This is a genomic window from Pseudomonas sp. NPDC089395, assembly GCF_044749525.1.
Taxonomy (GTDB): Bacteria; Pseudomonadota; Gammaproteobacteria; order Pseudomonadales; family Pseudomonadaceae; genus Aquipseudomonas.
Map to the genome: position 1 here is coordinate 141,355 of NZ_JBIVID010000007.1, position 26,473 is coordinate 167,827.

Genomic DNA, 26,473 nt, shown 5'->3' on the forward strand with positions numbered 1-26,473 from the left:
TCCGGGCCTCATCGCCGGCAAGCCGGCTCCCACAAGTTCCGCTTCGCCGCGGACACTGTGGGAGCCGGCTTGCCGGCGATGAGGCCCGAATGGCCAATCACAAAGTCAGGGTCAGCCCTTTGACCAGCGCCCCCGGCAAATGACTCGACCCGGTGCTGCGCTGCCCATAGGTACTGGTCGACAAGATCATCTCGCGCTCGCGCGTCAGGCCTTCCAGCTGGTCACCCAGCAGGCTGTACAAGCTGTCATCGAAGCGCATGGTGCTGACCGGCCCCTGAATCTCCCCGTTCTCCACCCAGAAGGTGGCAAAGCGGGTAAGCCCGGTCATGCGCGCCGCTGGCAGGTCCGAATAGTTCAAGTACCACAGGTTGCTGATGTACAGCCCAGTGCCAAGCCGTTCGAGAATCTGCTCGCTGGCCAGCTCACCCGGGGCCAGGCTCAGCGCGCAGGGTGACTCGTAGCTGTCGGCGCCATTGGCCAGCAGCTCGAACTCCACCGCACTGCGCGCGCTGACCAACTTGTCCACGGCTTGCCCCTGGCGGATCAAGGGCACATCCAGGCGCGGTGAGCCCTCATCGGAAAACGCCGGGCTCAACGAGCCGCTGACCTGCTCGCTGAAACTGACCTGCGGGCTCAGCTGCGCATCGCCGCTGTACAGGCGCTGCAAGGCGCTGTTGCCGGTGGCCAGGGCCTGGGCGGAGAACCCACCCCAGCACAGCATGCCGGCGATTTCGTCCATGGCGGCTGGTGCCAGGTAAGCGCGGTAGCTCCCAGGCTTGAGGGTGATCGCCGGGCGGCCGAGGAAGCCCAGTTGTTCACGGGCCAGACGCAGGCGCGCGATGAAATCGTCGTTGCTCCACACCTGGCCGGCATAGTTGGCCTTCACGGCCTGGCCATTGTCGTGGAACAGGCTCCAGTCGAAGTTGAAACTGTTGGCCTGATGCCAGCCAAAGGCGCCAAAGGAGCTGGCGAACCCTCGGCTGATCGGGCCGGCGGCATAGATACCGACCAGGTCCAGGTCGCCGGCTTCTCGGTCGAGCAGTGCCAGGACGTCGCTTAGCGCCGGCAGCGCTTGCGCTTGCAGGCTGTGGCTGTGCCAGGCGTTTTCGTCCAGGCGCAGGTAGGGGTCCTTGGCCAGCAATGGCAGGATCTGGCGCAGTTGCGCCAAGGCATCGCTCAGGCGCTGATGGTCCAGTTGCGCATCGTCGCTCAAGGTCACCTGATGTTCTGCCTGGCGTCCGTCGCGGATCAGCCGCAGGTGTGCGCTGGCCTGGCTGACAGCGCCGGCCTGGCGCACCTTGGCGTGGTTGAAGCGCACGAATTGCGACTGTTCGGCGCTGTAGCCGAGGGTGAACTGTTCGCCGGGTTGCAGGGCATCACGCAGGGCGCTGACCAGGCTTTCGAAGCGTTGCTGTGGTGTGGCGCTCATCAGGCGTCTCCCCCGAATACGTCGATCTGGCGGAACACGCAGGCCGGCGAGGCGTGGCCGACCCGTACCACCTGGTTGGGTTCGCCCTTGCCGCAGTTGGGTGTGCCCAGTACCTGGAAGGTGCTGCGGTCGCCAACCGCCGTCAGGTTGCCCCAGAACTGCGCGGAGATGCCGCGGTAGTTGGGGTTCTTGACGATGCCCTTGAGCTCGCCGTTTTCGATCAGCTGGCCCCATTCACAGCCGAACTGGAACTTGTTGCGCGCATCGTCGATGGACCAGGAGCGGTTGGTGCGCATCAGGATGCCGTGCTCGATCCCTTCGATCAGTTGCTGCAGCGACTGATCGCCCGGCTCGATGTTGAGGTTGGCCATGCGGTCGATCGGCGCACGGTTCCAGCCACAGGCGCGGCTGTTGGCCACGCCGTCGAGGCCGGAGCGGAACTGCGACAGCGCGCCGCCCAGCGGGCGCAGCAACAGGCCGTCGCGGATCAGGAACTGCTTGCTGGCCTGGCTGCCGTCGTCGTCATGGCTGTAGCTGGCCAGTTCTTCGCCAATGGTCGGGTCGAAGGTGACGTTGAGCAGTTTCGAGCCGTACTGCAGGTGACCGAAATCACTGGTTTTGACGAAGCTGGTGCCGGCGTAGTTGCGCTCGTCGCCGAGAATGCGGTCCATCTCCAGCGGGTGGCCGATGGACTCGTGGATCTGCAGCATCATCTGGTCGGGCATCAGCAACAGGTCGCGCGGGCCGCTCGGGGTGTTGGGTGCCTGCAGCAGTTGCAGGGCTTCGTCGGCAACGCGGCTGGCGGCGCCGAGCAGGCCGCAGCGCTCGACGATCTCGAAGCCACCCTGCTGGCCGAAATTGTCCCGGCCCAGGCTGCGGCTCTGGCTGTCCTGACCGTCGCTGGCAGTCACGCCCAGGCCCGGGAACAGGAAACGCTGGGCATGGCGCAGCTCGGCGCCGGCGGAGTTCAGGTAGGTCTGCTCGACCAGGCTCATGCTCAGGCTGGCCTGCCAATCCACCAGGCGGCTGTCCTTGGGCACGCTGGCCGATTCGGCGGCGAGCAGGCCCAGGCAGTCGGCGAGGCTCGGCAGCGGCTGGTCGAAGTTGGGCGAGACATGGTCATGGCGCGCACTGGGCACCGGTTGCTCGCGCAGGTCGAGCAGGCTCTGCCGGGCGATTTGCCGGGCGAGTGATTCGGCCTGTTCCAAGGCGCGCTGCAGGCCCTGCTGGGACAGGTCGGCGGTGGCGGCATAGGCCTCCACGCCATTGACCCGCACGGTCAGCATGGCGCCTTCGTCCTGGCTGAAGTAAGGCGGCTCGGCGACGTTGCGCCGTACCGAAAGCGACTGGTGCGACTGTTTTACATGACGCAGGGAAAACAACTCGGCCGTGCTGCGCAGCGCGGCAAAGCGCTGGCGCAGCAGGGCGCTGGAATCGAACATGTGGAAGCCTCCGTTTACACGGTGGCTCCCCCTAGAACCACCCCTCTTGCATGGCGAGGCAAGTGTCGTCGCGTGCCTCGAGCAATGCCAGTTCATTATGGCAGCCAGGTACTTCCCAGGTCAGGAAATAACGGGCGGCCTGCAATTTGCCCAGGTAGAAGTCGCGGTCCGCGGCATTGCCCTTGAGCAGGCCGAGTTCGGCGTGGATCGCCTGTTCCAGCCAACGCCAGCCGACGACGCAGTGGCCGAAGGCCTTGAGGTACAGGGCGGAGTTGGCCAGGGTGCCGGCGATTCTGCCTTGGGCCAGGTCGCCAAGCAGAGCCAAGGTTACGCCTTGCAGGCGATTGACCAGTTGCTCCAGGGGCTGGCGCAGGGGGTCGAGGTTCGGATGGTGGCTGGCGCGCTCGCCGGTGCTGGCGATCAGCCGGATCAGCTGCTTGAGGCCAGCACCGTTGTTCTGCGCCAGTTTGCGACCGAGCAGGTCGAGCGACTGGATGCCTTCGGTGCCCTCGTGGATCGGGTTCAGGCGGTTGTCGCGGTAGTACTGCTCGACTGGGTATTCGCGGGTGTAGCCGTGGCCGCCGAGGATCTGGATGGCCAGTTCGTTGGCCTTGAGGCAGAACGTCGAGGGCCAGGACTTGACGATCGGGGTCAGCAGGTCGAGCAACTCTTTGGCCTGTTTGCGTGCGCTTTCGTCGACGGCTGTGTGGGTGTCGTCGAACAGGCGCGCGGCATACAGGCCCAGGTCGAACGCACCTTCGACGTAGGCCTTTTGCGCCAGCAGCATGCGCTTCACGTCGGTGTGGTTGATGATCGGCACGGCAGGGCTGAGGGGGTCCTTGCTGTCCGGAAGGCGGCCCTGCGGGCGTTGCCGGGCATATTCCAGCGAATACAGGTAGCCGGCGTAACCCAGCATCACCGCACCCATGCCAACGCCGATGCGTGCCTCGTTCATCATCTGGAACATGCAGGCCAGGCCTTGGTGCGGCTGGCCCACGAGGTAGCCGACACACTCGCCGTGGTCACCGAAGTTCAGCGCGGTGGAGGTGGTGCCGCGCCAGCCCATCTTGTGGAACAGGCCGGCCAGCAGCACATCGTTGCGCGGGCCACGGCTGCCGTCCTGGTTGACCAGGTACTTGGGCACGATGAACAGCGAAATGCCTTTTACCCCGGCAGGGGCGTCCGGCAGCTTGGCCAGGACCATGTGCACGATGTTTTCCGACAGTTCGTGGTCGCCGCCGGAAATGAAGATCTTGTTGCCCTTGAGTCGGTAGCTGCCGTCGCCGGCGGGTTCGGCGCGGGTGCGGATATCGGCCAACGACGAGCCTGCGTGGGGTTCGGTCAGGGCCATGGTGCCGTAGTAGCGGCCTTCGATCATCGGCTGCAGGAACAGGCGTTTCTGTTCTTCGCTGCCGAAGCTTTCGATCAGGTTGGCTGCGCCCATGGTGAGGAACGGGTAGGCCGTGGTGCCGGCGTTGGCGGCTTGGAAGTGGGCGAAGCAGGCTTGCGACACCAGGCTGGGCAACTGCATGCCGCCGACTTCGAAGTCGCGGTTGGCGTTGAGAAAACCGGCTTCGAGGAAGGCGTCGACAGCAGGTTTGACCTCGGGGATCAGCTCGGCGCGGCCGTCGACGTAGCGCGGCTCGTTCTCGTCGGCCTTGCGGTTGTGCGGGGCGAAGTACTTCTCGGCGATGGTGCGGGCAGTGGTCAGCGCGGCGTCGAATGTTTCGCGGCTGTGCTCGGCGAAGCGCGGGCGCTCAGTCAGGGCTTCGGCGTCGAGGACTTCGTAGAGTTCGAAGGCGAGGTTGCGGGGGCTGAGCAGAGTCTCGGGCATGGGGGCGGTCCTTTGCGGGGTTGGACCGAGTCTAGGGTTTGAACGGGGAGGGAAGAAGGTTAATTGGTGTGGGTGATATGGGTTTAGAAGGTGGGGTGGCGGGGAGGGGGTTGGCGAAAGCGTAAGTTGTTGCGATTTGTATGTAAATTGTAGGAATTTCCCGCTTTCTTGTATTCAATTTCCCAAACATAATCTTAACCCTTCCAAGCCATTGCGATGTTCTGGGTGGCGCTCTAGTCTCGGGCAGTCGTTGCGCATCAGCGACCGGCTTTGACAGGCCGTCCAGAAAATTCTCTTGGCTTAGCCTTTATGGCGGCTGTGTGTGGGGCACTTCGTGTGCGCCGGGTTTTTTGGATTTTTCTACCGGTCTGTCAACCCATACACAGCTGCCACCTTTTTGTTTGACAGCAGATGGTGGCGGCCCTCATCGAGAAAAATACCAATGCTCAAGATCGTCCCCAGTGCGCACATACCGTGGTGCATCAGGCTTTTTTGCAGCAGCCCAAATCTCCTGCGTCGATCCTGATGATGGCCTCCATCCATGAACTCGAAACGCTGCGGGTGTTGCTAGAGACGGCGTTGATCCAGGCGCAGTTGTCTGGTCTGGCCCTTTCGCGGGGCAAGCCCGCTCCCACAGGTTCCCCGCCCTGCCTGAGGGCGGCGGAGATCTTGTGGGAGCGGGCTTGCCCCGCGAAAGGGCCAGACCAGGCAATGAAAACTCAGGGAGATCAAGCAATGAGCACAGACGACACAAAAACCTGCACAACGGTGGGCAAGACCCAGTTCTTCCAAGGTGAAGGCATGACCCAGCCATTGTTTTGCATTGCACCCGGCATCCCCTGCCAAGCAGCTCGTGAACAGGCTTCTGAACTGATGGGCTATGTGCGGGACATGACCCTGACTGGGCTGATGGAAGGTGACCAGAAATTGATCTGGGCTTCCCACTACCTGAGTGGCTTGGCCAAGGCCCTGCTGGATGATGCTGAGCTGGGGATGAAGCACTGAGTCTTCGCGACGCTTTTTTTGAGCGACTACATGAAGTTTCGGGGTCGCTTTGCGGCCCTTTTTGATCCAGTTCTGCCCGAGCCTGAGATTTCAAAGATGAAAAAGGAAATTCCTACTTCCAAATAGGAAATTTCGATGGTGCGCTAGTGATCCGTTTTGGTTAGACATTGCTCTTTATACTATGGAGTAGCGCTATGGAAAGGCTGTCTCGCTGGAGCGGTATTTGGAAGGAGGAGTTGGATAGAGTTGAAGATCCATTCTTCGCCACTTCTTATGTTTTCGACAACCTTCAAGGCAGGTGCGACCTTTGCGGGTTGAGAGAGCTTCTGAAAGACTGCGGTTTTTTTTCAAGCTGAAAAACTCACGCGAGATCAAATAATGATGGTGCTACGGCCTGTAGAGAGGGGTGAGTGGCTTCTGTTAAAAGATAAGCCTTATCGGCCTATTGATCCTGAGCGTTACAGTGGCTCAAGGTTTTGCAAGTCTAAGGTAGAACTGCAACAGTTCGCTGCGTCAGGCGTATGCGGTGAAGGGGCTGGCAAATGGAAGATTGTCAATATTGAACTCAACAAGGTGACATCTGGAGCGGCTTTTCTTGCTAACTTCTTGACCTCTCGCGGAGATGAAGGTCGAGTGTTTTTGTCCTCTGGGAAAGACTTTGCAAACACAACAAGAACCGTCACTCAGCGATGGGTTCCTCTAGCGGACGGCGAGCGCGAGTTTTCGCGATCTTCTGCAGTTCATCAATACGGAACGGAACGAAAGACTCAGCAGCATTATGTGGAGGCTGACGATCACTGGGACATTTCCGGTGTGTCCTGGCATTGGCGTCCGGTGCTGGCCAATGAGGTCTACGAATTTAAGAAAGGATAATTTCATAAATGCCGGTATTTAACGCAAGGCGTCCCACGCTGTTGTTCTGGAGTGCTATGGATGCTTTCTATATTTTCTTTGTATTGTTTAGCAGCCTGCGCCGAGGTGCGATACCGCTTTGGACCGACCTGAATGACGCGCTCACCAACATGAAGAATTGGGGAGGCGGTCTAGAGGTGATGATAGGGCTAGGACTTGCCGTACAGCTTTCTGTGGTTGTTAGCTGTGTGCTGCTTTATAGGGGTGGCAGGTCAGCTATCTACTTTGCAGCCGTACAAATTCCATTTCGAGCGTTATTTATTGTTCCGTCCGTATCCATTTTCTTGATGGTGCCGACTTTGATTGCGGGCCTGAGTAACTGGGTGTGGGCTTGCCTGTTAGTGGCTTCAGAGTTAGCCAAGGCATTGAGCTTGTGGTGGTTGCGTCGTGGTGGGATGAAGCACTGACTGCTCGCCACGACTTTTGTGGTGGTCATGAGATCGAGCGCCGCCCGCGCGGCGCTCGATCTCAAGGGCGCTGCAATACCCAAGACAGGCACCCTCAATCCACGCAAAAAAAGGAGAGCCTAAGCTCTCCTTCTTCTTCAACAACCCTCAGCCTCAGCCAATGGTCATCAGGCTGGCGTTCCCCCCCGCCGCAGCGGTATTCACGCTCACCGCCCGCTCGATTACCAACCGCTCCAGGGCAATCTGGTGATCGCCGCTGGACAGCCCATGCACGCCAACAATCGCACCGGCTCGCTTGGCCACCTGCTGGCACACGCCGCGCAGCTGGTCCGAGTCGCCATGGTGGATCACGGCGTCGAACGCCACTTCATCCTTGTTCCAGTCCGCCACCAGCTTGACCTTGGCCTGCAGCTCCTTCGGCAGGCGGCTACGCAGGGCTTTGCCTGGCTCGCCATCGACCCACACAGCCGAGCTGCCGACTGCCAATACAGCGGCGAACTGCGCGAGCAGGTCGGCCTCGTTGTCGGCCAGGCACAGCACGTGTTCGCGCGGCAGGATGGTGTAGCTGTTGCGCTCACCGGTAGGGCCCGGCAGCAAGCGGGCGATGCCGCTCTGCGACTGGCCGGCGAACTGGCTGCACAGGGCGGCCAGGTCGGCTTGCTGGTTGCTCTCGGCCCAGGCCTTGAGGCTATGCAGCGGCTTGACCAGTTGCTCGTGCAGGGTGCGGTCTGGCTTGCCTTCGCCATCCTGATGCTGGAAGTGGCGGCCAATCGCGTCGGCCGGGCGGGTCGACAGCAGGCGGTACAGGTACAGCGGGCCACCGGCTTTCGGGCCAGTGCCGGACAGGCCTTCACCACCGAACGGCTGCACGCCCACCACTGCACCGACGATGTTGCGGTTGACGTACATGTTGCCGGCGTTGGCGGTTTCCACGACCTTGGCGATGGTCTCGTCGATGCGGGTGTGCACGCCGAGGGTCAGGCCATAGCCGGAATTGTTGATCTGCTCGATCAGCTGGTCGAGGTTGCGGCGGTTGTAGCGCACCACGTGCAGCACCGGGCCGAAGATCTCGCGCTTGAGCTCGTCGAAGCTTTCCAGCTCGATCAGGGTCGGCATGACGAAGGTGCCGCGCTTGACCTCGGCAGCATCAGCGATGGCCACCTGGTAGACCGAGCGGCCTTTCTCGCGCATGCCCTGGATGTGCTTCTCGATGCCGGCCTTGGCCTCGGCGTCGATCACCGGGCCGATGTCTACGGCCAGGCGGTCCGGGTTGCCCAGGCGGCTTTCGGCCATGGCACCCTTGAGCATCTCGATCACGCGGTCGGCGGAGTCTTCCTGCAGGCACAGCACGCGCAGGGCAGAGCAGCGCTGGCCGGCACTGTCGAAGGCCGAGGACACTACGTCGATTACCACTTGTTCGGTCAGTGCCGAGGAGTCGACGATCATCGCGTTCTGGCCGCCGGTTTCGGCGATCAGCGGGATCGGGCGGCCCTGGTTGTCCAGACGGCCGGCGACATTGCGCTGCAGCAGGCGAGCCACTTCGGTGGACCCGGTGAACATCACGCCTTTGACGCGCTCGTCACCGACCAGGCCGGCACCGACGGTTTCGCCGCGCCCTGGCAGCAGTTGCAGCACGCCTTGCGGAATGCCGGCTTCGAGCAGCAGGCGCACGGCCTGGGCCGCGATCAGCGGCGTCTGTTCAGCAGGCTTGGCCAGTACCGGGTTGCCGGCGGCCAGCGCAGCGGCCACTTGGCCTGTGAAGATCGCCAGCGGGAAGTTCCACGGGCTGATGCACACCACGGGGCCCAGCGGGCGGTGGGCGTCGTTGCTGAAGTCGTTGCGTGCCTGCACCGCGTAGTAGCGCAGGAAGTCCACCGCTTCGCGCACTTCGGCGATGGCGTTGGCGAAGGTTTTGCCGGCCTCGCGGATGAGCAGGCCCATCAGCGGCTGGATCTCGGCTTCCATCAGATCGGCGGTGCGCTCCAGAATCGCGGCGCGCTCGGCGGGCGGGGTGGCCTGCCAGATCGGGGCCGCGTTCAGCGCGCACTGGATGGCGTTGTCGACGTCGGCGACCGTGGCTTCCTGGACGTGACCCACCACGTCGCGAAGGTCGGCCGGGTTCAGCACCGGTGCGGCAGCGGCTTCGCTGGCGGCGCAGGCCAGCAGCGGGGCGGCTTTCCAGTCGTTGTGAGCGGTGGCCAGCATGGCGCAGGACAGCGACGCCAGGCGGTGTTCGTTGGCCATGTCGATGCCGGCCGAGTTGGCCCGCTCGCTGCCGTAGAGGTCACGCGGCAGCGGAATGCGTGGGTGCGGCAGGCCGATGCTGCCTTCCTGGGTGCCCATGCGCTCGATGCTGGCGACCGGGTCGGCGACCAGTTCCTGAATGGAGATCGAGTGGTCGGCGATGCGGTTGACGAACGAGGTGTTGGCGCCGTTTTCCAGCAGGCGACGGACCAGGTAGGCCAACAGGGTTTCGTGGGTGCCGACCGGCGCGTACACGCGGCACGGGCGGTTCAGCTTGCCTTCGGACACCTTGCCCACGACTTGCTCGTACAGCGGCTCGCCCATGCCGTGCAGGCACTGGAACTCGTACTGGCCGGGGTAATAGTTCTGGCCGGCGATGTGGTAGATGGCCGACAGGGTGTGGGCGTTGTGCGTGGCGAACTGCGGGTAGATGGCTTCCGGTACTGCCAGCAGTTTGCGGGCACAGGCGACGTAGGAAACGTCGGTGTACACCTTGCGGGTATACACCGGGTAGCCTTCCAGGCCTTCGACCTGGGCGCGCTTGATCTCGCTGTCCCAGTACGCGCCCTTCACCAGGCGAATCATCAGGCGGTGGCGGCTGCGCTTGGCCAGGTCGATCACGTAGTCGATCACATACGGGCAGCGCTTCTGGTAGGCCTGGATGACGAAGCCGATACCGTTCCAGCCGGCCAGCGACGGCTCGAAGCACAGGCGCTCGAGCAGGTCGAGGGACAGCTCCAGGCGGTCAGCCTCTTCGGCGTCGATGTTCAGGCCGATGTCGTATTGCTTAGCCAGCAGGGTCAGCGACAGCAGGCGCGGGTACAGCTCTTCCATCACACGCTCGTACTGGGCGCGGCTGTAACGCGGGTGCAGGGCCGACAGCTTGATCGAGATGCCCGGGCCTTCATAGATGCCACGGCCGTGAGAGGCCTTGCCGATCGAGTGGATCGCCTGCTCGTAGGAGGCCAGGTATTTCTGTGCGTCGTGCTCGGTCAGTGCCGCTTCGCCGAGCATGTCGTAGGAATAGCGGAAGCCCTTGGCCTCGAAGCGGCTTGCGTTGGCCAGGGCTTCGGCGATGGTTTCGCCGGTAACGAACTGCTCGCCCATCAGGCGCATGGCCATGTCGACGCCCTTGCGGATCATCGGTTCGCCGCTCTTGCCGATGATGCGGGTGAGCGAGGAGGTGAGGCCGGATTCGTTGTGGGTGGAGACCAGCTTGCCGGTCAGCAGCAGGCCCCAGGTGGCGGCGTTGACGAACAGCGAGGGGCTGTTGCCCAGGTGCGGCTGCCAGTTGCCGGTGCTGATCTTGTCGCGGATCAGTGCATCGCGAGTGCCTTTGTCCGGGATGCGCAGCAGCGCCTCGGCCAGGCACATCAGGGCAACGCCTTCCTGGGACGACAGCGAGAATTCCTGCAGCAGGCCCTGAACGATGCCGGCCCGGCCGCCGGCGCTCTTCTGGTTGCGCAGTTTTTCGGCGATGCCCGCGGCCAACTTGTTGGTCGCTTCAGCCAGCGGCGCGCTCAGGCGCGCCTGTTCCAGCAGCATCGGCACGACTTCCTGCTCAGGGCGGCGGTAGGCGGCGGTAATGGCGGAGCGCAGTACTGACTGGGGCAGAATGCTCTCGGCAAACTCCAGGAAGCACTGGTGAGCGTGATCCGCTTGTACTTCGCCAGCGTCGTCGGCCACGCTGCTGGCATGACCGTTGAGTTCGGTCAGGGTGGCACCACCCTCGAGCTTCTCCAGGTAATTGAAGATCGCTTGCTTGATCAACCAGTGCGGCGTGCGGTCGATGGACTGCGCAGCGGCCTTGAGTCGCTCACGGGTCGGGTCGTCAAGTTTGACCCCAAGGGTGGTCGTCGCCATTTCTTATCCTCGTTATTGCCACGGGCGTGGCCTAAGCTAGTGTCAAGAGTATCTGTAGGACAATTCGGGTGCAACCAGGTGCAACCCTAATTTTGTCTGTAAAAGGTGCAACTCGTCTGGCGAGATTTCCCACAGGGTAAATGCATACTTGTTCGGTGCTTTTTCTTATGAAAAACGCCGTTTTTGCTCCAAAAGGGAGCAAAAAAGGTATGAGTTCTGAAATTGCACGGCCGGGTGCAACTTGCAAATGAAAAATGGTTGCACCTGCTTCGGGTTGTTGCATAGGATTCGCCGCCTGGGTGCAACCGTCTCGCTACGGTTGCGCATGAGATAAAAACAAACGCCAGGGCACACGCATGGGCAATCCACTAACGATCACTTTCGTGATCTACATCGCGGCAATGGTGCTGATCGGCTTTGCCGCCTATCGCGCCACCAACAACCTTTCCGATTACATCCTCGGCGGCCGCAGCCTGGGCAGTGTGGTTACCGCGCTCTCCGCCGGTGCTTCCGACATGAGCGGCTGGTTGCTGATGGGCCTGCCAGGCGCCATCTATTTCTCCGGCCTCTCCGAAGCCTGGATCGCCATCGGCCTGACCGTCGGCGCCTACCTGAACTGGCTGTTCGTTGCTGGCCGTCTGCGGGTGCAGACCGAGCACAACGGTGACGCGCTGACCCTGCCGGACTACTTCGCCAGTCGCTTCGAAGACAACAGCGGCATGCTGCGGATCATCTCGGCCATCGTCATCCTGGTGTTCTTCACCATCTACTGCGCATCCGGCATCGTCGCCGGTGCCCGCCTGTTCGAAAGCACCTTCGGCATGTCCTACGAGACTGCGCTGTGGGCTGGCGCCGCAGCCACCATTGCCTACACCTTCGTCGGTGGTTTCCTGGCGGTGAGCTGGACCGACACGGTGCAAGCCACGCTGATGATCTTCGCGCTCATCCTTACCCCGGTGATCGTGCTGATCTCCACGGGTGGCTTCGATCAGACCTTCGCCGCCATCGAAGCGGTGAACCCTGCCAACTTCGACATGTTCAAGGGCGCTACCTTCATCGGCATCATCTCGTTGATGGGCTGGGGTCTGGGCTATTTCGGCCAGCCGCACATCCTGGCGCGCTTCATGGCCGCCGATTCGGTGAAGTCGATCGCCAAGGCCCGCCGCATTTCCATGACCTGGATGATCCTGTGCCTGGCCGGCACCTGTGCGGTGGGCTTCTTCGGTATCGCCTACTTCTCCGCGCACCCTGAGCTGGCGGGCCCTGTCACCGAGAACCGCGAGCGCGTGTTCATCGAGCTGGCGAAGATCCTGTTCAACCCGTGGATCGCCGGTGTGCTGCTGTCGGCCATCCTGGCGGCGGTAATGAGCACCCTGAGCTGCCAGTTGCTGGTGTGTTCCAGTGCCTTGACCGAAGACTTCTACAAGGCATTCCTGCGCAAGAATGCTTCCCAGGGTGAGCTGGTCTGGGTCGGTCGTCTGATGGTGCTGGCCGTGGCTCTGATCGCCATCGCCATGGCTGCAAACCCGGAGAACCGCGTGCTGGGCCTGGTGGCCTACGCCTGGGCTGGCTTCGGTGCCGCCTTCGGTCCGGTGGTGCTGATTTCGGTGCTGTGGAAGGGCATGACCCGTAACGGCGCACTGGCCGGAATCGTGGTCGGTGCACTGACCGTGATCCTGTGGAAGCAGATCGATACCTGGGGCCTGTATGAAATCATCCCGGGCTTCCTGTTCGCCAGTATCGCCATCGTGCTGGTGAGCAAGCTGGGCAGCCCGTCCAAGGGCATGGTTCAGCGTTTTGAAACGGCTGATGCGGCGTATCACGCCGACAAGTAACCGCTGAAGACGTTTCGGCCTGCCGCGCGAGCCCTCTAGGGGTCGCGCGGCAGGCCGTGCTGTTACAGCGAGAAGTTCAGGCGGGTGGCTTCGAACGCACCGGCTTCCCTTGGGCGGATCACGGCTTCGTAGTTCCCGGGTACGCAGTTGTTCAAGGTGATCTCCCACGCTTCGCTGCCCGTGCTGGAAACCACGATGTTATCGGTGCTGCCGTCTGGCCTGGTCAGTTCGACCACGGCCGTGTAGGGCGCGTTGATGACGCCGAGCGTGCCGTTGAGGCGAGGGACGGAAGCGCTAGTGTCGAGCTTGATGGAAGCTTTCATTGCAGGTACTCCTGAGTGGGTGGAGGCGGGAGTGTCGCCAGTGCGAATGAATGAAGGGATCTGGAATTACCCCCTGCTTTTTGCGCTGCCAATCGGCTGGTGCACCTGACTCCGCTTCTGTGACAAGGTAAACTTGCCGCCCCCGCAGGAGTTTCCATGAACTATCGTCACGCCTTCCACGCCGGCAACCACGCCGACGTCCTCAAGCACATCGTGCTGACCCGCCTCATCGCCCTGATGTCGCGCAAGGAGCAGCCGTTCGCCTACATCGATACCCACGCAGGCCTCGGTCTGTACGACCTGCAAGGTGATCAGGCGACCCGTACCGGGGAATACCTGGAAGGTGTCGCGCGCCTGTGGAACCGTGATGACCTGCCAGCGATGGCTGCCGATTATCTGCGCATCATCAAGCGCCTCAATGCCGATGGAGAGCTGCGCTACTACCCGGGCTCGCCTGAGCTGGCTCGCCGCCTGATGCGTCAGCAAGATCGCGCGTTGCTGAACGAAAAGCACCCTGAAGACGGGCCGCTGCTCAAGGAAAACATGAAGAAGGACCCACGCGTAGTGGTCCATCTGGGCGAGGGCTGGCACGTGCCGAGGGCGCTGCTGCCGGTGCCGGAGAAGCGCGCGATCATGCTTATCGACCCGCCGTTCGAGCAGGCCGATGAACTCAAGCGCTGCACCACGTCGATGAAAGAGGCGATCGGCCGCATGCGCCAGACTGTCGCGGCCATCTGGTACCCGATCAAGGATCAGCGTTCGCTGACCCGCTTCTATCAGGACCTGACCAGCACTGGCGCGCCCAAGCTGTTGCGGGTTGAGCTCTATGTGCATCACCAGGACAGCCCGCAGGGCCTCAATGGCTCGGGCCTGGCCATCGCCAACCCGCCATGGGGGCTGGAGGAGGAGCTCAAGGAGCTGCTGCCCTGGCTGGCCAAGGAGCTGGCGCAGACTGCAGGCAGTTTCCGGATGGACTGGTTGATCGCTGAATAAGCGGTTGCCCCTGCTGGCCCTATCGCCGGCAAGCCGGCTCCCACAGGTACGGCGCTGCCCCTTGGAGCAGCACCCTACCTGTGGGAGCCGGCTTGCCGGCGATAGGGCCAGTTGGAATTCTTTGCGTTATAATCTCGCCCTTTAGCCGCCACCCGCCTACGAGGCCGCTGGCGCATCTCTACCGAATGAAGAGGCTAAACCCTTGGCATTGACGATTCTTGGCCTGTCCGGCGCCCTTAGCCATGACCCTTCCGCGGCCCTGTACATCGACGGCAAACTGATTGCCGCCGCCGAAGAAGAGCGCTTCGTGCGTGACAAGCATGCGAAGAACCGCATGCCCTACGAGTCGGCGAAGTTCTGCCTGGAGCAGGCAGGTATCAAACCGTCCGATGTCGACGTGGTCGCCATCCCGTTCGCGCCCATCAGCCTGTTCGGCAAAGCTCGCTGGCACTATGCCAAGCGTTACTGGTACGCCCCGGACCGCGCGCTCGACGCCATTTTGATGGGCAACCGCCGCTACAAGCGCTACCGCAAGAAGATCGTCTGGTGTCTGGAGCAACTCGGTTTCGACCCGAAAAAGGTCAAGATCGAGCCGGTCGAGCACCACCTGGCCCACGCATCCAGTGCTTACCACTGCTCGGGCTTCAAGGAAAAAACCGCGATCCTCGGCATCGATGGCAAGGGCGAGTACGCCACGACCTTCTTCGGCTACGGCGAAAACGGCAAGATCCACAAGATCAAAGAGTTCTTCGACCCGGATTCGCTGGGCGGCCTGTATGGCGCGATCACCGAATTCCTCGGCTTCGAAATGCTCGACGGCGAGTTCAAGGTCATGGGCATGGCGCCTTACGGCGATGCCAGCAAATATGACTTCTCGCGTCTGGCCAGCTTCGAGAACGGCGAACTGGTGATCAACACCGATTACGCCAACGTGATTGGCCTGCGCCGCTATAAAGAGAAGGGCAAGGGCTTCTACTTCTCGCCGAAGCTGATCGAATGGCTGGGCCCCAAGCGCGAAGGCGATATCGCCGACGAGCCGTACATTCACTATGCGGCGAGCATGCAGGCGCTGTTCGAGAAGCTCGCCCTGCAGATGATCGACCACTACCTGGGCGATACCCTGCGTGAAACCGGCAAGCTGGCCTTCGCTGGCGGCTGCGCGCTGAACGTCAAGCTCAACCAGAAGATCATCGCCCGTTCCGACGTCAAGGAACTGTTCGTCCAGCCGGCCTCCGGCGACGCCGGTACCGCGGTCGGTGCTGCGGCCTACGTGTCCCACGCCCGTGGCGTGCCGGTCGAGAAGATGGAACACGTCTACCTCGGCCCGTCGTACTCCAACGAGGACGTGATCGCGGCCTGCGCCCGTCACCCGAACCAGCCCAAATGGCGCAAGCTCGACAACATGCCGCAGCAGATCGCCAAGATCATGGTCGACGGCAACCCGGTGGCCTGGTTCCAGGGCCGCATGGAGTTCGGCCCGCGTGCGCTGGGCGGTCGTTCGATCATCGGCTGCCCGAGCGTTGAGGGCGTAGCCGACCGCATCAACCACCAGATCAAGTTCCGCGAGCGCTGGAGACCTTTCTGCCCGTCGATGCTCGACACCGTCGCCCCGCAGATGATCAAGGTCGATCACCCGGCGCCGTTCATGACCTTCACCTTCGAAGTGGCTGAAGAGTGGAAGACCCGTGTGCCCGAAGTGGTCCACGAAGACGGCACCTCGCGTGCCCAGGTGCTCAAGCGCGAGTACAACCCGCGCTACTACGACATGATGAAGGCGCTGGAAGACCTGACCGGCAACGGCGTGTCGCTGAACACCTCGCTCAACCGCCGTGGCGAGCCGATGATCTGCTCGCCCACCGATGCCTTGAACATGTTCTTCGGCTCGGACCTTCAGTACCTGATCATGGAAGACATCCTGGTCGTGAAGGACGGCGCTGCCGCGTATGACCAGCCGCTCTGAACAGCGTGTCCTGCAGTTCTGCCATGGCTATGACGGGCCGTTCCTCGACTGTGCCCGTCAGTACGCCAGCCTGTTTCAGGGTAGTGGCTACAAGGTCACCACGGTCTTTCTCACCGGCGCCAGCGACCCGCAGGTCGCGGCTGGCTGCGCGTCGGACGAGGTGCTGTTCCTGGAGTTCAGCTCCAAGGCCGTGCGCGGCCTGAAGCTGGGTGCCATCCGCGCGCTGCGTCGGATCGCGGCCGAGCGCCATTTCAGTTTCTGCATCGCTCACCGGTTCAAGCCGATCTATGTGGCCTTGCTGGGTACCAACCTGCCGGTCATTGGTGTGCACCATGCCTTTGGTGACTACCAGCGCAAGGGGCGGCGGCTGTTCGCCAATCTGTTCAGCAAGCGGTTGAGCCTGCTTGGCGTGTCCGATGCGGTGCGTGATGACATGCGCCGTTGCTTGCCGCAGTGGCCCGCCGAGCGTATCCAGACCCTGTACAACCGCATCGACATCGAGGCGCTGCAAGCAGCGTTGGTGCCTCGTGCCGAAGCGCGTCAGGCCCTGGGGCTGGATGCACAGGCCTGGGTCGTCGGCAACGTCGGACGCCTGCATCCAGACAAGGACCAGGCTACCTTGCTGCGTGGCTTTGCCCAGGCACTGCCAACGCTTCCTGCCGGCGCACGCCTGGCGATCCTTGGCAAAGGGCGTCTGGAAGACAAGCTCAAGGCGCAGGCCGCAGAGCTGGGCATCGCCGGGCAGGTCGACTTCCTTGGCCAGGTGCCCGATGCCCGGCGCTACTTCCAGGCGTTCGACGTGTTTGCCCTGAGCTCCGACCATGAGCCGTTCGGCATGGTCCTGCTCGAAGCCATGGTCGCTGGCGTGCCGCTGCTGGCCACTGCCTGCGGCGGTGCGCGCGAAGTGGTCGAGGGTGTCGGCATGCTGTTCCCGCTCGGTGATGCCGGGCAGCTGGCGCAGGGCCTTGAACACATGGGCGAGCTGGATGCGCAGCAGCGCGAGGCGTGTGCCACGCACATGCTGCAGCGCCTGCACCAGCGTTTTTCCGACCAGGCAGTACGCGAGGCCTTCTGGCAGCTGCCACAAGTTCGCGCGTTGGTGGCGCAGGCGTGATGCTCAATTCTATTCAGGCCTTCCGCGAGCGCGGTTGGCAGGTCATCGATGCAGCCGCCTATGCCGAGGCCTGGGCGCGCTTTGGTGGCAGTGTCGCGACGCATCCATTGGTGATCGAGCAACTGGCCGATCTTGCACAGATTCCCGTGCGCTACCTGGGCTGGCATCAGTCGGGTGAACTGAAGGCTGCCGTTCCTGCCTGGGGGCGTCATCTGGCGCTGTCCAAGGAGGTGCTCAAGCGCGCCGGCAAGAAAGGGCTGTTCGATCTGGGCAATGCCGAGCTCATTCTGCCGGCCGCCGCCGATGCGGCTGCTCCCTTGCGCCATGCCGGGCGCTACCTGTCCGAACTGAACCAGGGGCGTTTCACCGGCCTCAAGGTGCAGAAAGAACAGTTGGCCATGGCCAGGGCGCACGAAGACTTGTCGAAAAAATTCCGCTACAACCAGCGCCGCGAATTGCGCCTGCTCGAAGAGGCGGGCGGCGTGGTGCGCCCGATCAGCGACTTCAGCACCCGCGAAATCGCAGCGATGTACCTCGATCTGTTCCAGCGCCGTTGGGGGTTCCCCGCTACCGGTGCGCAGCGTATGGCCGATGTGCTCGAGCGCCTGCGTGAGCTGTTGATCGGCTCGGTGCTGCTGCTTGACGACAAACCCATCGCCATTCAGTTGGTGTATCGGGTCGAAGCGCCAGAGTGGATCAGCGTCGAATACGTCAACGGCGGCGTCGACCCTGAAACCAAAGCCTTCAGTCCCGGCAGCGTGCTGAGCTTCCTCAATACCCAGGCTGCCTGGGAGGACGCCCGCGCGCGCAACAAGCCACTGCGGTTCTCGTTCGGTCGTGCCGATCGCGAGTACAAGGACCGTTGGTGCAACCCTGTGCCGGTGTTCCAGGCGTGAGTCGCAAGCAGCAGTTGCTCAAGCGCCACCGGCGCAACAAGCGCCTGGGCCTGCTTGCTGGCTTGGTCGCATTGGTCTGCCTCGGGGTATTTGCCTGGTGGTGGCTGCCGCTATTGCTGCTGCCGTTGCTCTGGGCTGCGCACGAGGCCTGGTTCGCCGATCACCTGTTCTATGCGCCGAATGAAGACTATGCCTATCGGTTTGGCGAGCAGACCCGTGAAGGCGCGGTCAGCTGGCGTGACGGGCAGTTCAAGGCCGAGACCCTGCTGCAAGGGAATGAAACACTGATTCTCGAAGTGCGGGTGAAAAGCGGGTGGCTGGGGCGTTTCCTGGACCCTTGTGTGCAGTTGCTGGCCGACTCGCTCAGCGATCGCCAGACGTTCGAGCGTGGCGTCGACGGGGTGCGCTTTCTCAACCTGACCGGCCTGGCCGCGCCGCTGCAGGCAGGTACGTTGCGTGTGCGTGGACGCCATTGCCGGTTGTTGGGTGAGCCGCGTCTGTGGATCACGCCCAGCGTCGAGTTGCGGCGTCGCCGCGTGATGGTCATCGCCCCCCATGCCGATGATGCCGAACTGGCTGCCTACGGCTTGTACAGCCAGGCTGACGAGACTTGGGTGGTGACCCTGACCGCTGGCGAAATCGAGGCCGAGCACTATCAGCAGATGGGGCTGGGCAAGGCCGAGGCTGCACGGCTGAAAGGCCGCCTGCGCGCCTGGGACAGCATCGCCGTACCGCGCTGGGCCGGCGTGCCGGAGGCGCGTTGCCTGCAGTTGGGCTATTTCTGTCTGCAACTGCCGGCCATGCAGGCCGCGCCGGATGTACCTGCGGCCTCCCGCGAAGCCGACATGGCCGATATCCGCCCATTCCGTCAGTTCAATCCGTTCACGCTGCCGGGCGATAGCGATGGTGCGCCGACCTGGCACAACCTGCTGGCCGACCTCCGTGCGCTGCTGACATTGGCCAAGCCAGAGGTGCTGGTCATGCCGCACCCGCAACTCGACCCACACCCTGACCATATCTGCGCCCAGGCAGCCGTGCTCGAGGCCTTGCAGGGCCTGGAATGGCAGCCGCAAACGCTGCTGTGCTACGCCAACCACTTGCATGACAACGACCGCTGGCCGATGGGTGACAGCGGTGATGGCGTGGCCCTGCCGCCGCAGATGACGGCCGACCAGGCCTGGGCGCCATGCGCGCTGGTGCTGGACCTGCCAACCCAGCGCGACAAGGCCATGGCCTTGGGCATGATGCACGACCTGCAGCCTCCGGCACCGTTCAAGCGCCGTTTGCGTCGCCTGCTGCAGCGCTGGCTGGCCGGGCGGCGGCCGTCGCCTTACGGGGAGAACGAGTTCTTCCGCAAGGCCGTGCGCCGCCATGAACTGTTCTGGCGCCGTGAGCTGTAACAATGCCCATGGTTGACCGCGATGGCGCAGAGCGCCCAAGGAAAGCAATGAAAGTCCTATTTCTGGTGCAGAAGGAACAGCGGGCGATCCTCGATCGCCTGTACGACGGCGTCGCGGCCAACTGCGAATGCGACTTGCGCTGGTTGACCAGCGAAGACCAACGCAACCTGCGCCGCTACTTCAAGCGCGAAGTGCAGGTCGAGCGCTATGACCGCATCGTCTTCTTCCTGCGCTTCAAGCAGGAAATTCGTCAGGTCGCATTCATCCGCACGGTGCCGAACCTGGTCATCCTCGAGCACGACGCGTACCAGAACTACATCCCCTGCAAATACACCGGCAAGTTCAGCGCCCACTACCGCAAGCTGCCGTGGGCGCGGGTCATCAGCTCCGGCTACATGGTCAGCGAGCGCTTGCGTCAGGAAGGCTTCGACGCAGTATTCGTGCCCAAGGGCTACGATGAACAACTGCTCACCGACCAAGGCCGCGAGCGTGATATCGAGTTGGCCTTCGTCGGCAGTACCAACAGTGTCGCCTATAGCGGGCGCAAGGCGCTGCTGGACGAACTGGGGCGGGTGGAGGACCTGGTGGTTACCCGCACCAAGTCGGGTGAGGACTACTGCAATACTCTCAACCGCATTCGATTTTTCGTCAGTGCCGATGTCGGCATGGGCGAGTACATGATCAAGAACTTCGAAGCCATGGCCTGTGGCTGTGTGCTGCTGGCGTTCGATCAGGGCGAAGCGGAAAATCGCGCCCTGGGCCTGCAGGACATGCACAACGTGGTGTTCTACGACAGCATTCCTGCACTGCAGGCGAAGCTGAAAACCTTGCGCGGCGATCCTGCGCTGGCGCGGCAAATTGCTGAAAACGGGCGCCATTTGGCAATTTCTCGTTTCAGTTTTGCCGAAGTTGGCCGTAGCATCGTCGACCACATGCGCCCGGCACTGAGGCCGCATCCACCCCTGTCTGCATGGCAGCGGTTGCGGTTGAAGTTGGGTTTTTAACCAACAGAACTTTCGTGCTCACGGACCGGGAACGGGAAGTCGATTGTCGCAACGCGGAGGGAGTCCGGTGCGCTTTTCTGAAGAAAGTGATGTCACGCTTGTCGTGACCAGCTGCGGTCGATTCGATCTGCTCAAGCAAACCCTTGAGAGTTTCGATCGCTTTAACACCGCGCCGATACGTGAAGTGTTCATTACCGAAGACTCGGGTGACGATGCCGTGCACGGTGCCGTGCCCGAGCATTGGAAACCGTATTGCACGGTATTCGTCAACCGCCCCAAGCTCGGGCAGTTGGCGTCCATCGACCTGGCCTACAGCCGGGTCAAGACGCCCTATATCTTTCATTGCGAAGATGACTGGCAATTCTACCGCCAGGCATTCGTGGAGGACTCCCGGGCGGTCCTGCAGGAGCGGCCCGAACTGCTGCAAGTCTGGCTGCGTAGCTACGCCCACGACTTGGCCATCCACAGTCCCTACATTCACTTGGGCGAGCGCCAGGTGGTCGCGGGGGTGCCATGCTACCCACTGCTGTCGGAGAAAGCCGAGTGGCAGGCGTTTTCGCTCAACCCAGGCTTGCGTCGCCTCAGTGATTATCAGCGCTGTGCACCTTTTGCCGCCTATGCTGGTGAAAAGGCGCTTTCCCGTCGCTATGCTGAGTTAAATCTTACAGCGGTGACGCTGGAAGGTGATGCAGTGTTGCACACGGGGTTTGGCAGCCACGTAACCTTGCCTGAAGAGGTTCAGCGCAAGGCCAAACGGCGCCAAAGGGATCGGGTAAAGCTGGCATTGACGCTGCTTATGGGTGCCTTGGTAGGCATGGGAATATCACTATTTGTTCACTGAATTCGCTGTCCCACCTGGCTTGAGCGGGAGAGGGGCACTATCCCCATGAACATCGTCAACATGATGTGGGCTGGCGGTTCGCCATATATGTCCATCCATCAGGTTCACCGGCAGGTGCTGTCGCACGCTGGCGCAGATGCTCGCATCAGTAACTGGCTGTTGCTGGGCAGTGGCTTGTGCTGTGGGTTGGGCTCCACGCGCGAATGGCACATGCCGCAGCGGGCGCTGAAAGGACGGCACCTGTGGCGCCTGTTGCGGCCGTGGTTGCGCATGCGTCTGCGCAAGGCGCTGGCCGAGGCCGAGGTCGATGTGCTGCTGCTGGACGGTGTCGGTGTTGCCCGCCTGGTACTGCCATTGCTGCAGCAGATTCCTGACGTGCGGGCCAAGGTGCTGTTCCATGGCCGGACGCGTTTGAACGCCAGTGACATTCGCCTGTTGCGCGAACTGCCCGCCGAACGCCTGAGCATTGCAGCGGTTTCGCAGACGCTCGCTCAGGCGCTGGAGCAGGATCTTGGTCGGCCGGTCCAGACGCTGCGTATCGCCCTTGAGCCAGAAGCTTTCCGTCAATCCTTGATGAGCCGCGAACAGGCGCGACAGGCCCTGGCCTTGCCGCAAACCAACGGCCAGGTGCTTGGCGCCGTAGGTCGGTTGGTGGAGAGCAAAGGTTTCGAGATCTTGATCGACGCGTTCGCCAAAGGCGCTGCCCGGCACCCGCACATGCACCTGGCGATCATCGGTGACGGTCCGTTGCGCGCGGATCTGCAGGCGCGTGTCTATGCACTGGGACTGAGTGATCGGGTGCACTTGTGCGGCCACCGCGATGACCTGCGGCAGCTGTACTGTGCATTCGACTGGTTGCTGGTGCCATCGCGTGCCGAGGGCCTGGGCCTGGTGGTTCAGGAGGCGGTGATGGCCGATGTGCCGGTCATCTGCAGTGACTTGCCGGTGTTTCACGAGCAGCTCGAAGGGGCTGGTTGCTACCTGCCGGTTGGCGACATGGATGCCTGGGCCGAAGCGATAGCGCGCTGCGATGCACTCGGCGCGGCGACCCTGGCCGCCCGGCAGCGTCAGGCGCTGGCGCCGGAAGCGGCCTGGCGGGCCTTCCAGAATGGCTCGGCGAGCCTGCTGCGCGGCTGAGGTTCAGCGCGCCAGCAGGGCCGCCTCAAAGTCGGCGAGAGGGAAGCGGTCACCCAGTTTCTCGCGCTCGATGTAACGCACCATGTGCTGCACATTACGCCGGATCATGCGCGCGGAAAGGGGCGGGCGCAGGAAACGCATGTCCGCCACGTCGATCAGGCCAAGGCGCTCATCAGGTGTTACCACCACATTGCCCAGGTGCAGCGAGCGGAAGTAGATGCCGCTGCGGTGCAATTGGCGGATCAGTTCGATCAGGCGGGGCAGGTAGGTGGCCCAGCTGAAGTCGGCATCGCGAGACATCTGCAACAGCGTGCGCCCGGGAAGCGGGCGGTACAGCACCGCAGTTCGGCCTGGCAGGTCGAGCTTGTGCTGGCTGATCACCTGCAGCGTGGGAATGCCCATTTGCGCGAGGCGCGCAGCATTGTCGACGAAACGTTGGGAGTAGGGGCGAAGCAGCGCAGATGAAATCAAACGTTTACGACGAAAAACCTTGAGGAAATTGCCGTCCTCGAGCAGGTAGACTTTGGCACCATAGCTGTCTGCCTCTAGAACCTGGGCGCCACGTGTCAGCTGATCGAAGTCGACCTGGTTGAGCGGGGAGCATTGCATGAATTGAGCCTTGTCGTCTGGCGATCAAAATGACGGCAATAATGCCGAAAATAATGCGGTAGCACCATGACGGTGTCTTTGATTGACCGGGGGAATGAATGTTGTACGAAAAAAGCTGGGCACGGGCCTGGTTGGGTTTTGGTCTGGTCTGGTTCATTGCTGCAATTGCATTGGCGCCTAGCAACAAGCTCTATCAACAGGGTTTGGTCGTGTTCTTGTGGTTGCCGACGCTGGTCTTGGCCTGGTCTGCCCGCGGAGTGTTCATGGAGGCCTGGCGGCGCCAGCCGGCGCTATGGGGAGCATTGCTGGCGTTGATGCTGTGGGCAGGGCTCAGCTTGTCCTGGTCATCAGGCGAGGAGCCCGGGCGGGAGGTCAAGCGCCTGGTGTACATCCTGGTGTTCCTGATGGCGTTTCCTTTGCTGGCCCAGGCCGGCCTTGTGCGGATCCGCCACTTGCTGCAGCTCGGTGGCGGCTTGCTGGCTGTCGCCGCGTTGATCTCCATCATCAACTTCTATGTCGTACTGGGTATCCCGTTGATCGGGCGGCTGGAAGGCATTGGCGAAATTTCCCACCCGATTCTCGGCGCCTACGTGGTGGGGGCCGCGATACTGATTCTGCTTTATCAGGTACCTCGCAAGCGCGGTGCGCAGTTTGCCTGGTTCCTGACGTTGGCGTGCCTGGGGGCGTTTATCCTGCTCAGCCAGAGCCGTGGTGCAGCGCTGGCGCTGGTGCTCACCGCCGTGCTCGCGCCGCTGTGGTTCCGTGACCGCCACAGCCGGCTGATTGCAATGGCGGCGATGCTCGTCTCTGGCTTGGCCTTCTACATGCTCTACAACGTCCTCACCGCTCGGGCCACCTCGTTCCGCCCGGAAATTTTCGGGTCGGTGCTGCAGATGATTGGCGAGCACCCTTGGACCGGGTTGGGCTTGGGCGCAGAGTACAAGGTGAGTGCTGCGGGCATGTTGTTCGATCACTCGCACAACATGTTCACCCATGTCGCGATGGAGCTCGGCCTGCCGGGCATGCTGCTGTGGATCGCGGTGTGGTTGTTCACGTTGGGCGAAATCGTTCGCGCCCGGGGTACCGTGCTCGGCAAGATCCTGCTCGCGTTGTGGGTTTACTCCACCATGGCCATGCAGTTCGATGCCGCCAGCCTGACCGGGACGCCGCGCGCCGAGTGGTTCGTCAGCTGGCTGACGGTCGGCCTGGCCATGTTGTTACCCTGGGGGCGTGCCGAAAATGGCGCCTGTGGTAAAATTTCCGGTTCAACCTGAACAGCGAGCTCGATGATGGCCGAAACACCGCTACCGGCGGAGCACACCTCCAGCCTGAAGATCTACTTCCGGCTGCTGAGCTACGTGAAACCCTATGTCGGCATTTTCCTGCTGAGCATCATCGGTTTCGTGATCTTTGCCTCGACCCAGCCCATGCTGGCCGGGATTCTCAAGTACTTCGTCGATGGCCTGAGCAACCCCGAAGCGGTGTTGTTCCCCAACGTGCCGTACTTGCGCGACCTGCAGCTGCTGCAGGCGGTGCCGCTGCTGATCATCCTGATCGCCGCCTGGCAGGGGCTGGGCTCTTTCCTGGGTAACTACTTTCTGGCCAAGGTCTCCTTGTGCCTGGTGCATGATCTGCGCGTCGAATTGTTCAACAAGCTGCTGGTACTGCCCAACCGCTACTTCGACAACCACAACTCCGGGCACCTGATCTCGCGCATCACCTTCAACGTGACCATGGTCACCGGCGCCGCTACCGACGCCATCAAGGTGGTCATCCGCGAAGGCCTGACCGTGGTGTTCCTGTTTGCCTACCTGCTGTGGATGAACTGGCACCTGACCCTGGTGATGGTGGCCATCCTGCCGGTGATCGCGGTGATGGTCAGCGTCGCCAGCAAGAAATTCCGCAAGCAGAGCAAGAAGATCCAGGTGGCCATGGGTGATGTCACCCACGTCGCTTCCGAGACTATCCAGGGTTACCGGGTGGTTCGCAGCTTCGGCGGCGAGGCTTACGAACAGCAGCGCTTCGGTCGCGCCAGCCAGAGCAACACCGACAAGCAACTGCGCATGACCAAGACCGGTTCGCTGTATACGCCGATGCTGCAGCTGGTGATCTACAGCGCCATGGCGGCGCTGATGTTCCTGGTGCTGTTCCTGCGCGGTGAGTCCACCGCCGGCGACCTGGTGGCCTACATCACCGCTGCGGGCCTGCTGCCCAAGCCGATCCGCCAGCTTTCGGAAGTCAGCTCGACCATCCAGAAAGGCCTGGCCGGTGCCGAGAGCATCTTCGAGCAGCTGGACGAAGAGCCCGAGATCGATACCGGCACGGTCGAGAAGGAGCGGGTGCAGGGGCGCCTCGAAGTGCGCAACCTGAGCTTCACCTACCCTGGCACCGAGCGCGAAGTGCTGCGCGATATCAACTTCGTTGCCGAACCTGGGCAGATGATCGCCCTGGTGGGGCGCTCGGGCAGCGGCAAGTCGACCCTGGCGGCGTTGATCCCACGCTTCTACCACCACAACGAAGGGCAGATCTTGCTCGATGGTGTGGAAATCGAGGACTACCGCCTGCGCAACCTGCGCAAGCACGTGTCGCAGGTGACCCAGCATGTCACCCTGTTCAACGACACCGTGGCCAACAACATCGCCTATGGTGACCTGGCCGGCGCGCCGCGCGCGGACATCGAAGCGGCGGCAGCCGATGCCTATGCCAAGGAGTTCGTCGACCAGTTGCCCAAAGGCTTCGATACCGAGGTTGGCGAGAACGGTGTGCTGCTTTCCGGCGGCCAGCGCCAGCGCCTGGCGATTGCCCGGGCCTTGCTGAAGAACGCACCGTTGCTGATCCTCGACGAGGCGACCTCGGCCCTGGACACCGAATCCGAGCGGCACATCCAGGCCGCCCTGGACCACGTGATGCAAGGCCGTACCACGCTGGTGATCGCTCACCGCCTGTCGACCATCGAGAAGGCCGATCTGATTCTGGTCATGGACCAGGGTCGCCTGGTGGAGCGTGGTACCCATGCCGAGCTGCTGGCTGCCAATGGCCATTATGCCCGCCTGCATGCCATGGGCCTGGATGAGCCGGCCAAGGCCGATATCACCTGAGTCCTCTGTGATCGGGGCCTGCGGCCCCGATTGTCACCGGAATTTTCCAGGGTCGATCTGGCCATAAAGCCGTCGTCTACCCTGTGCTAATATCCTGCCCCTGTTCATTATTTTCATATGGGTTGCC

General features: G+C 62.4%; 20 protein-coding genes. 14 read left to right on the plus strand and 6 right to left on the minus strand.

The genetic code is table 11. The features are described from left to right. Nucleotides 1–97: 97 nt before the first annotated feature. Genes ACIPZG_RS16735 through ACIPZG_RS16745 form a run of 3 tightly spaced genes read right to left on the minus strand, consistent with a single transcriptional unit; the run spans nucleotide 98 to nucleotide 4,705 of the window. The gene (locus ACIPZG_RS16735) at nucleotides 98–1,429 is read right to left on the minus strand and encodes a TldD/PmbA family protein (protein WP_400715494.1); all 1,332 of its coding nucleotides are present in this window, start codon (nucleotides 1,427–1,429) and stop codon (nucleotides 98–100) included. Further along, the gene (locus ACIPZG_RS16740; protein ID WP_400715496.1) at nucleotides 1,429–2,871 is read right to left on the minus strand and encodes a TldD/PmbA family protein; all 1,443 of its coding nucleotides are present in this window, start codon (nucleotides 2,869–2,871) and stop codon (nucleotides 1,429–1,431) included. The genes ACIPZG_RS16735 and ACIPZG_RS16740 overlap by 1 nt, the downstream gene beginning before the upstream one ends. Before the next feature lie 31 nt (nucleotides 2,872–2,902). After that, nucleotides 2,903–4,705, minus strand: a complete 1,803-nt coding sequence (locus tag ACIPZG_RS16745; RefSeq protein WP_400715498.1) for an acyl-CoA dehydrogenase — start codon at nucleotides 4,703–4,705, stop codon at nucleotides 2,903–2,905. 735 nt (nucleotides 4,706–5,440) lie between these two features. Between ACIPZG_RS16745 and ACIPZG_RS16750 the strand changes: the two genes are divergently transcribed. The 3 genes from ACIPZG_RS16750 (at nucleotide 5,441) to ACIPZG_RS16760 (ending at nucleotide 7,029) form a co-directional block, all read left to right on the plus strand. Continuing rightward, nucleotides 5,441–5,710: a DUF3077 domain-containing protein gene (locus ACIPZG_RS16750; protein ID WP_400715728.1), complete on the plus strand. Its 270-nt coding sequence runs from the start codon at nucleotides 5,441–5,443 to the stop codon at nucleotides 5,708–5,710. Between the two features lie 378 nt (nucleotides 5,711–6,088). Then, nucleotides 6,089–6,583: a hypothetical protein gene (locus tag ACIPZG_RS16755; RefSeq protein ID WP_400715500.1), complete on the plus strand. Its 495-nt coding sequence runs from the start codon at nucleotides 6,089–6,091 to the stop codon at nucleotides 6,581–6,583. Between the two features lie 8 nt (nucleotides 6,584–6,591). Then, the gene (locus tag ACIPZG_RS16760) at nucleotides 6,592–7,029 is read left to right on the plus strand and encodes a hypothetical protein (RefSeq protein WP_400715502.1); all 438 of its coding nucleotides are present in this window, start codon (nucleotides 6,592–6,594) and stop codon (nucleotides 7,027–7,029) included. Between the two features lie 153 nt (nucleotides 7,030–7,182). Here ACIPZG_RS16760 and putA read toward each other — a convergent pair whose 3' ends face one another. After that, nucleotides 7,183–11,136: a trifunctional transcriptional regulator/proline dehydrogenase/L-glutamate gamma-semialdehyde dehydrogenase gene (putA, locus tag ACIPZG_RS16765; RefSeq protein WP_400715504.1), complete on the minus strand. Its 3,954-nt coding sequence runs from the start codon at nucleotides 11,134–11,136 to the stop codon at nucleotides 7,183–7,185. Between the two features lie 356 nt (nucleotides 11,137–11,492). Between putA and putP the strand changes: the two genes are divergently transcribed. Continuing rightward, nucleotides 11,493–12,971, plus strand: a complete 1,479-nt coding sequence (putP, locus tag ACIPZG_RS16770; protein WP_400715506.1) for a sodium/proline symporter PutP — start codon at nucleotides 11,493–11,495, stop codon at nucleotides 12,969–12,971. A 62-nt stretch (nucleotides 12,972–13,033) separates the two neighbouring features. Here putP and ACIPZG_RS16775 read toward each other — a convergent pair whose 3' ends face one another. Continuing rightward, nucleotides 13,034–13,294 carry a hypothetical protein gene (locus ACIPZG_RS16775; protein WP_400715508.1) on the minus strand — a complete coding sequence of 87 codons (261 nt, stop codon included), beginning with the start codon at nucleotides 13,292–13,294 and terminating at the stop codon, nucleotides 13,034–13,036. Nucleotides 13,295–13,450: 156 nt separating this feature from the next. On the opposite strand from ACIPZG_RS16775, the gene ACIPZG_RS16780 reads away from it, so the two are divergent. From ACIPZG_RS16780 to ACIPZG_RS16815, 8 genes are all read left to right on the plus strand, one after another. Further along, nucleotides 13,451–14,287 (plus strand): 23S rRNA (adenine(2030)-N(6))-methyltransferase RlmJ, encoded by an 837-nt coding sequence (locus tag ACIPZG_RS16780; RefSeq protein ID WP_400715510.1) that lies wholly within the window; start codon nucleotides 13,451–13,453, stop codon nucleotides 14,285–14,287. Nucleotides 14,288–14,489: 202 nt separating this feature from the next. Continuing rightward, a complete protein-coding gene (locus tag ACIPZG_RS16785) occupies nucleotides 14,490–16,247 on the plus strand; it encodes a carbamoyltransferase (RefSeq protein ID WP_400715512.1) in 1,758 nt (585 codons plus the stop codon). Then, nucleotides 16,231–17,361, plus strand: coding sequence for a glycosyltransferase (locus ACIPZG_RS16790; RefSeq protein ID WP_400715514.1), 1,131 nt, complete (start codon nucleotides 16,231–16,233; stop codon nucleotides 17,359–17,361). Before ACIPZG_RS16785 ends, ACIPZG_RS16790 begins: the two co-directional genes overlap by 17 nt. Continuing rightward, the gene (locus ACIPZG_RS16795; RefSeq protein WP_400715516.1) at nucleotides 17,361–18,257 is read left to right on the plus strand and encodes an antimicrobial resistance protein Mig-14; all 897 of its coding nucleotides are present in this window, start codon (nucleotides 17,361–17,363) and stop codon (nucleotides 18,255–18,257) included. The genes ACIPZG_RS16790 and ACIPZG_RS16795 overlap by 1 nt, the downstream gene beginning before the upstream one ends. Then, entirely contained in the window at nucleotides 18,254–19,657 is a 1,404-nt protein-coding gene (locus tag ACIPZG_RS16800; protein ID WP_400715518.1) for a PIG-L deacetylase family protein, read from the plus strand. The genes ACIPZG_RS16795 and ACIPZG_RS16800 overlap by 4 nt, the downstream gene beginning before the upstream one ends. A gap of 47 nt (nucleotides 19,658–19,704) precedes the next feature. Then, nucleotides 19,705–20,661, plus strand: a complete 957-nt coding sequence (locus tag ACIPZG_RS16805; RefSeq protein WP_400715520.1) for a glycosyltransferase — start codon at nucleotides 19,705–19,707, stop codon at nucleotides 20,659–20,661. 67 nt (nucleotides 20,662–20,728) lie between these two features. After that, nucleotides 20,729–21,502: a glycosyltransferase family 2 protein gene (locus ACIPZG_RS16810; RefSeq protein ID WP_400715522.1), complete on the plus strand. Its 774-nt coding sequence runs from the start codon at nucleotides 20,729–20,731 to the stop codon at nucleotides 21,500–21,502. A gap of 45 nt (nucleotides 21,503–21,547) precedes the next feature. Then, nucleotides 21,548–22,639 (plus strand): glycosyltransferase, encoded by a 1,092-nt coding sequence (locus tag ACIPZG_RS16815; protein ID WP_400715524.1) that lies wholly within the window; start codon nucleotides 21,548–21,550, stop codon nucleotides 22,637–22,639. A 3-nt stretch (nucleotides 22,640–22,642) separates the two neighbouring features. Here ACIPZG_RS16815 and ACIPZG_RS16820 read toward each other — a convergent pair whose 3' ends face one another. After that, on the minus strand, nucleotides 22,643–23,248 hold the full coding sequence (locus tag ACIPZG_RS16820) for a hypothetical protein (protein WP_008095067.1): 606 nt from the start codon (nucleotides 23,246–23,248) through the stop codon (nucleotides 22,643–22,645). Between the two features lie 98 nt (nucleotides 23,249–23,346). Between ACIPZG_RS16820 and ACIPZG_RS16825 the strand changes: the two genes are divergently transcribed. Both ACIPZG_RS16825 and msbA read left to right on the plus strand, forming a co-directional pair. Beyond that, the gene (locus ACIPZG_RS16825) at nucleotides 23,347–24,522 is read left to right on the plus strand and encodes an O-antigen ligase family protein (RefSeq protein WP_400715526.1); all 1,176 of its coding nucleotides are present in this window, start codon (nucleotides 23,347–23,349) and stop codon (nucleotides 24,520–24,522) included. 15 nt (nucleotides 24,523–24,537) lie between these two features. Further along, a complete protein-coding gene (gene msbA, locus ACIPZG_RS16830) occupies nucleotides 24,538–26,346 on the plus strand; it encodes a lipid A export permease/ATP-binding protein MsbA (protein WP_008095063.1) in 1,809 nt (602 codons plus the stop codon). Nucleotides 26,347–26,473: the final 127 nt, after the last annotated feature.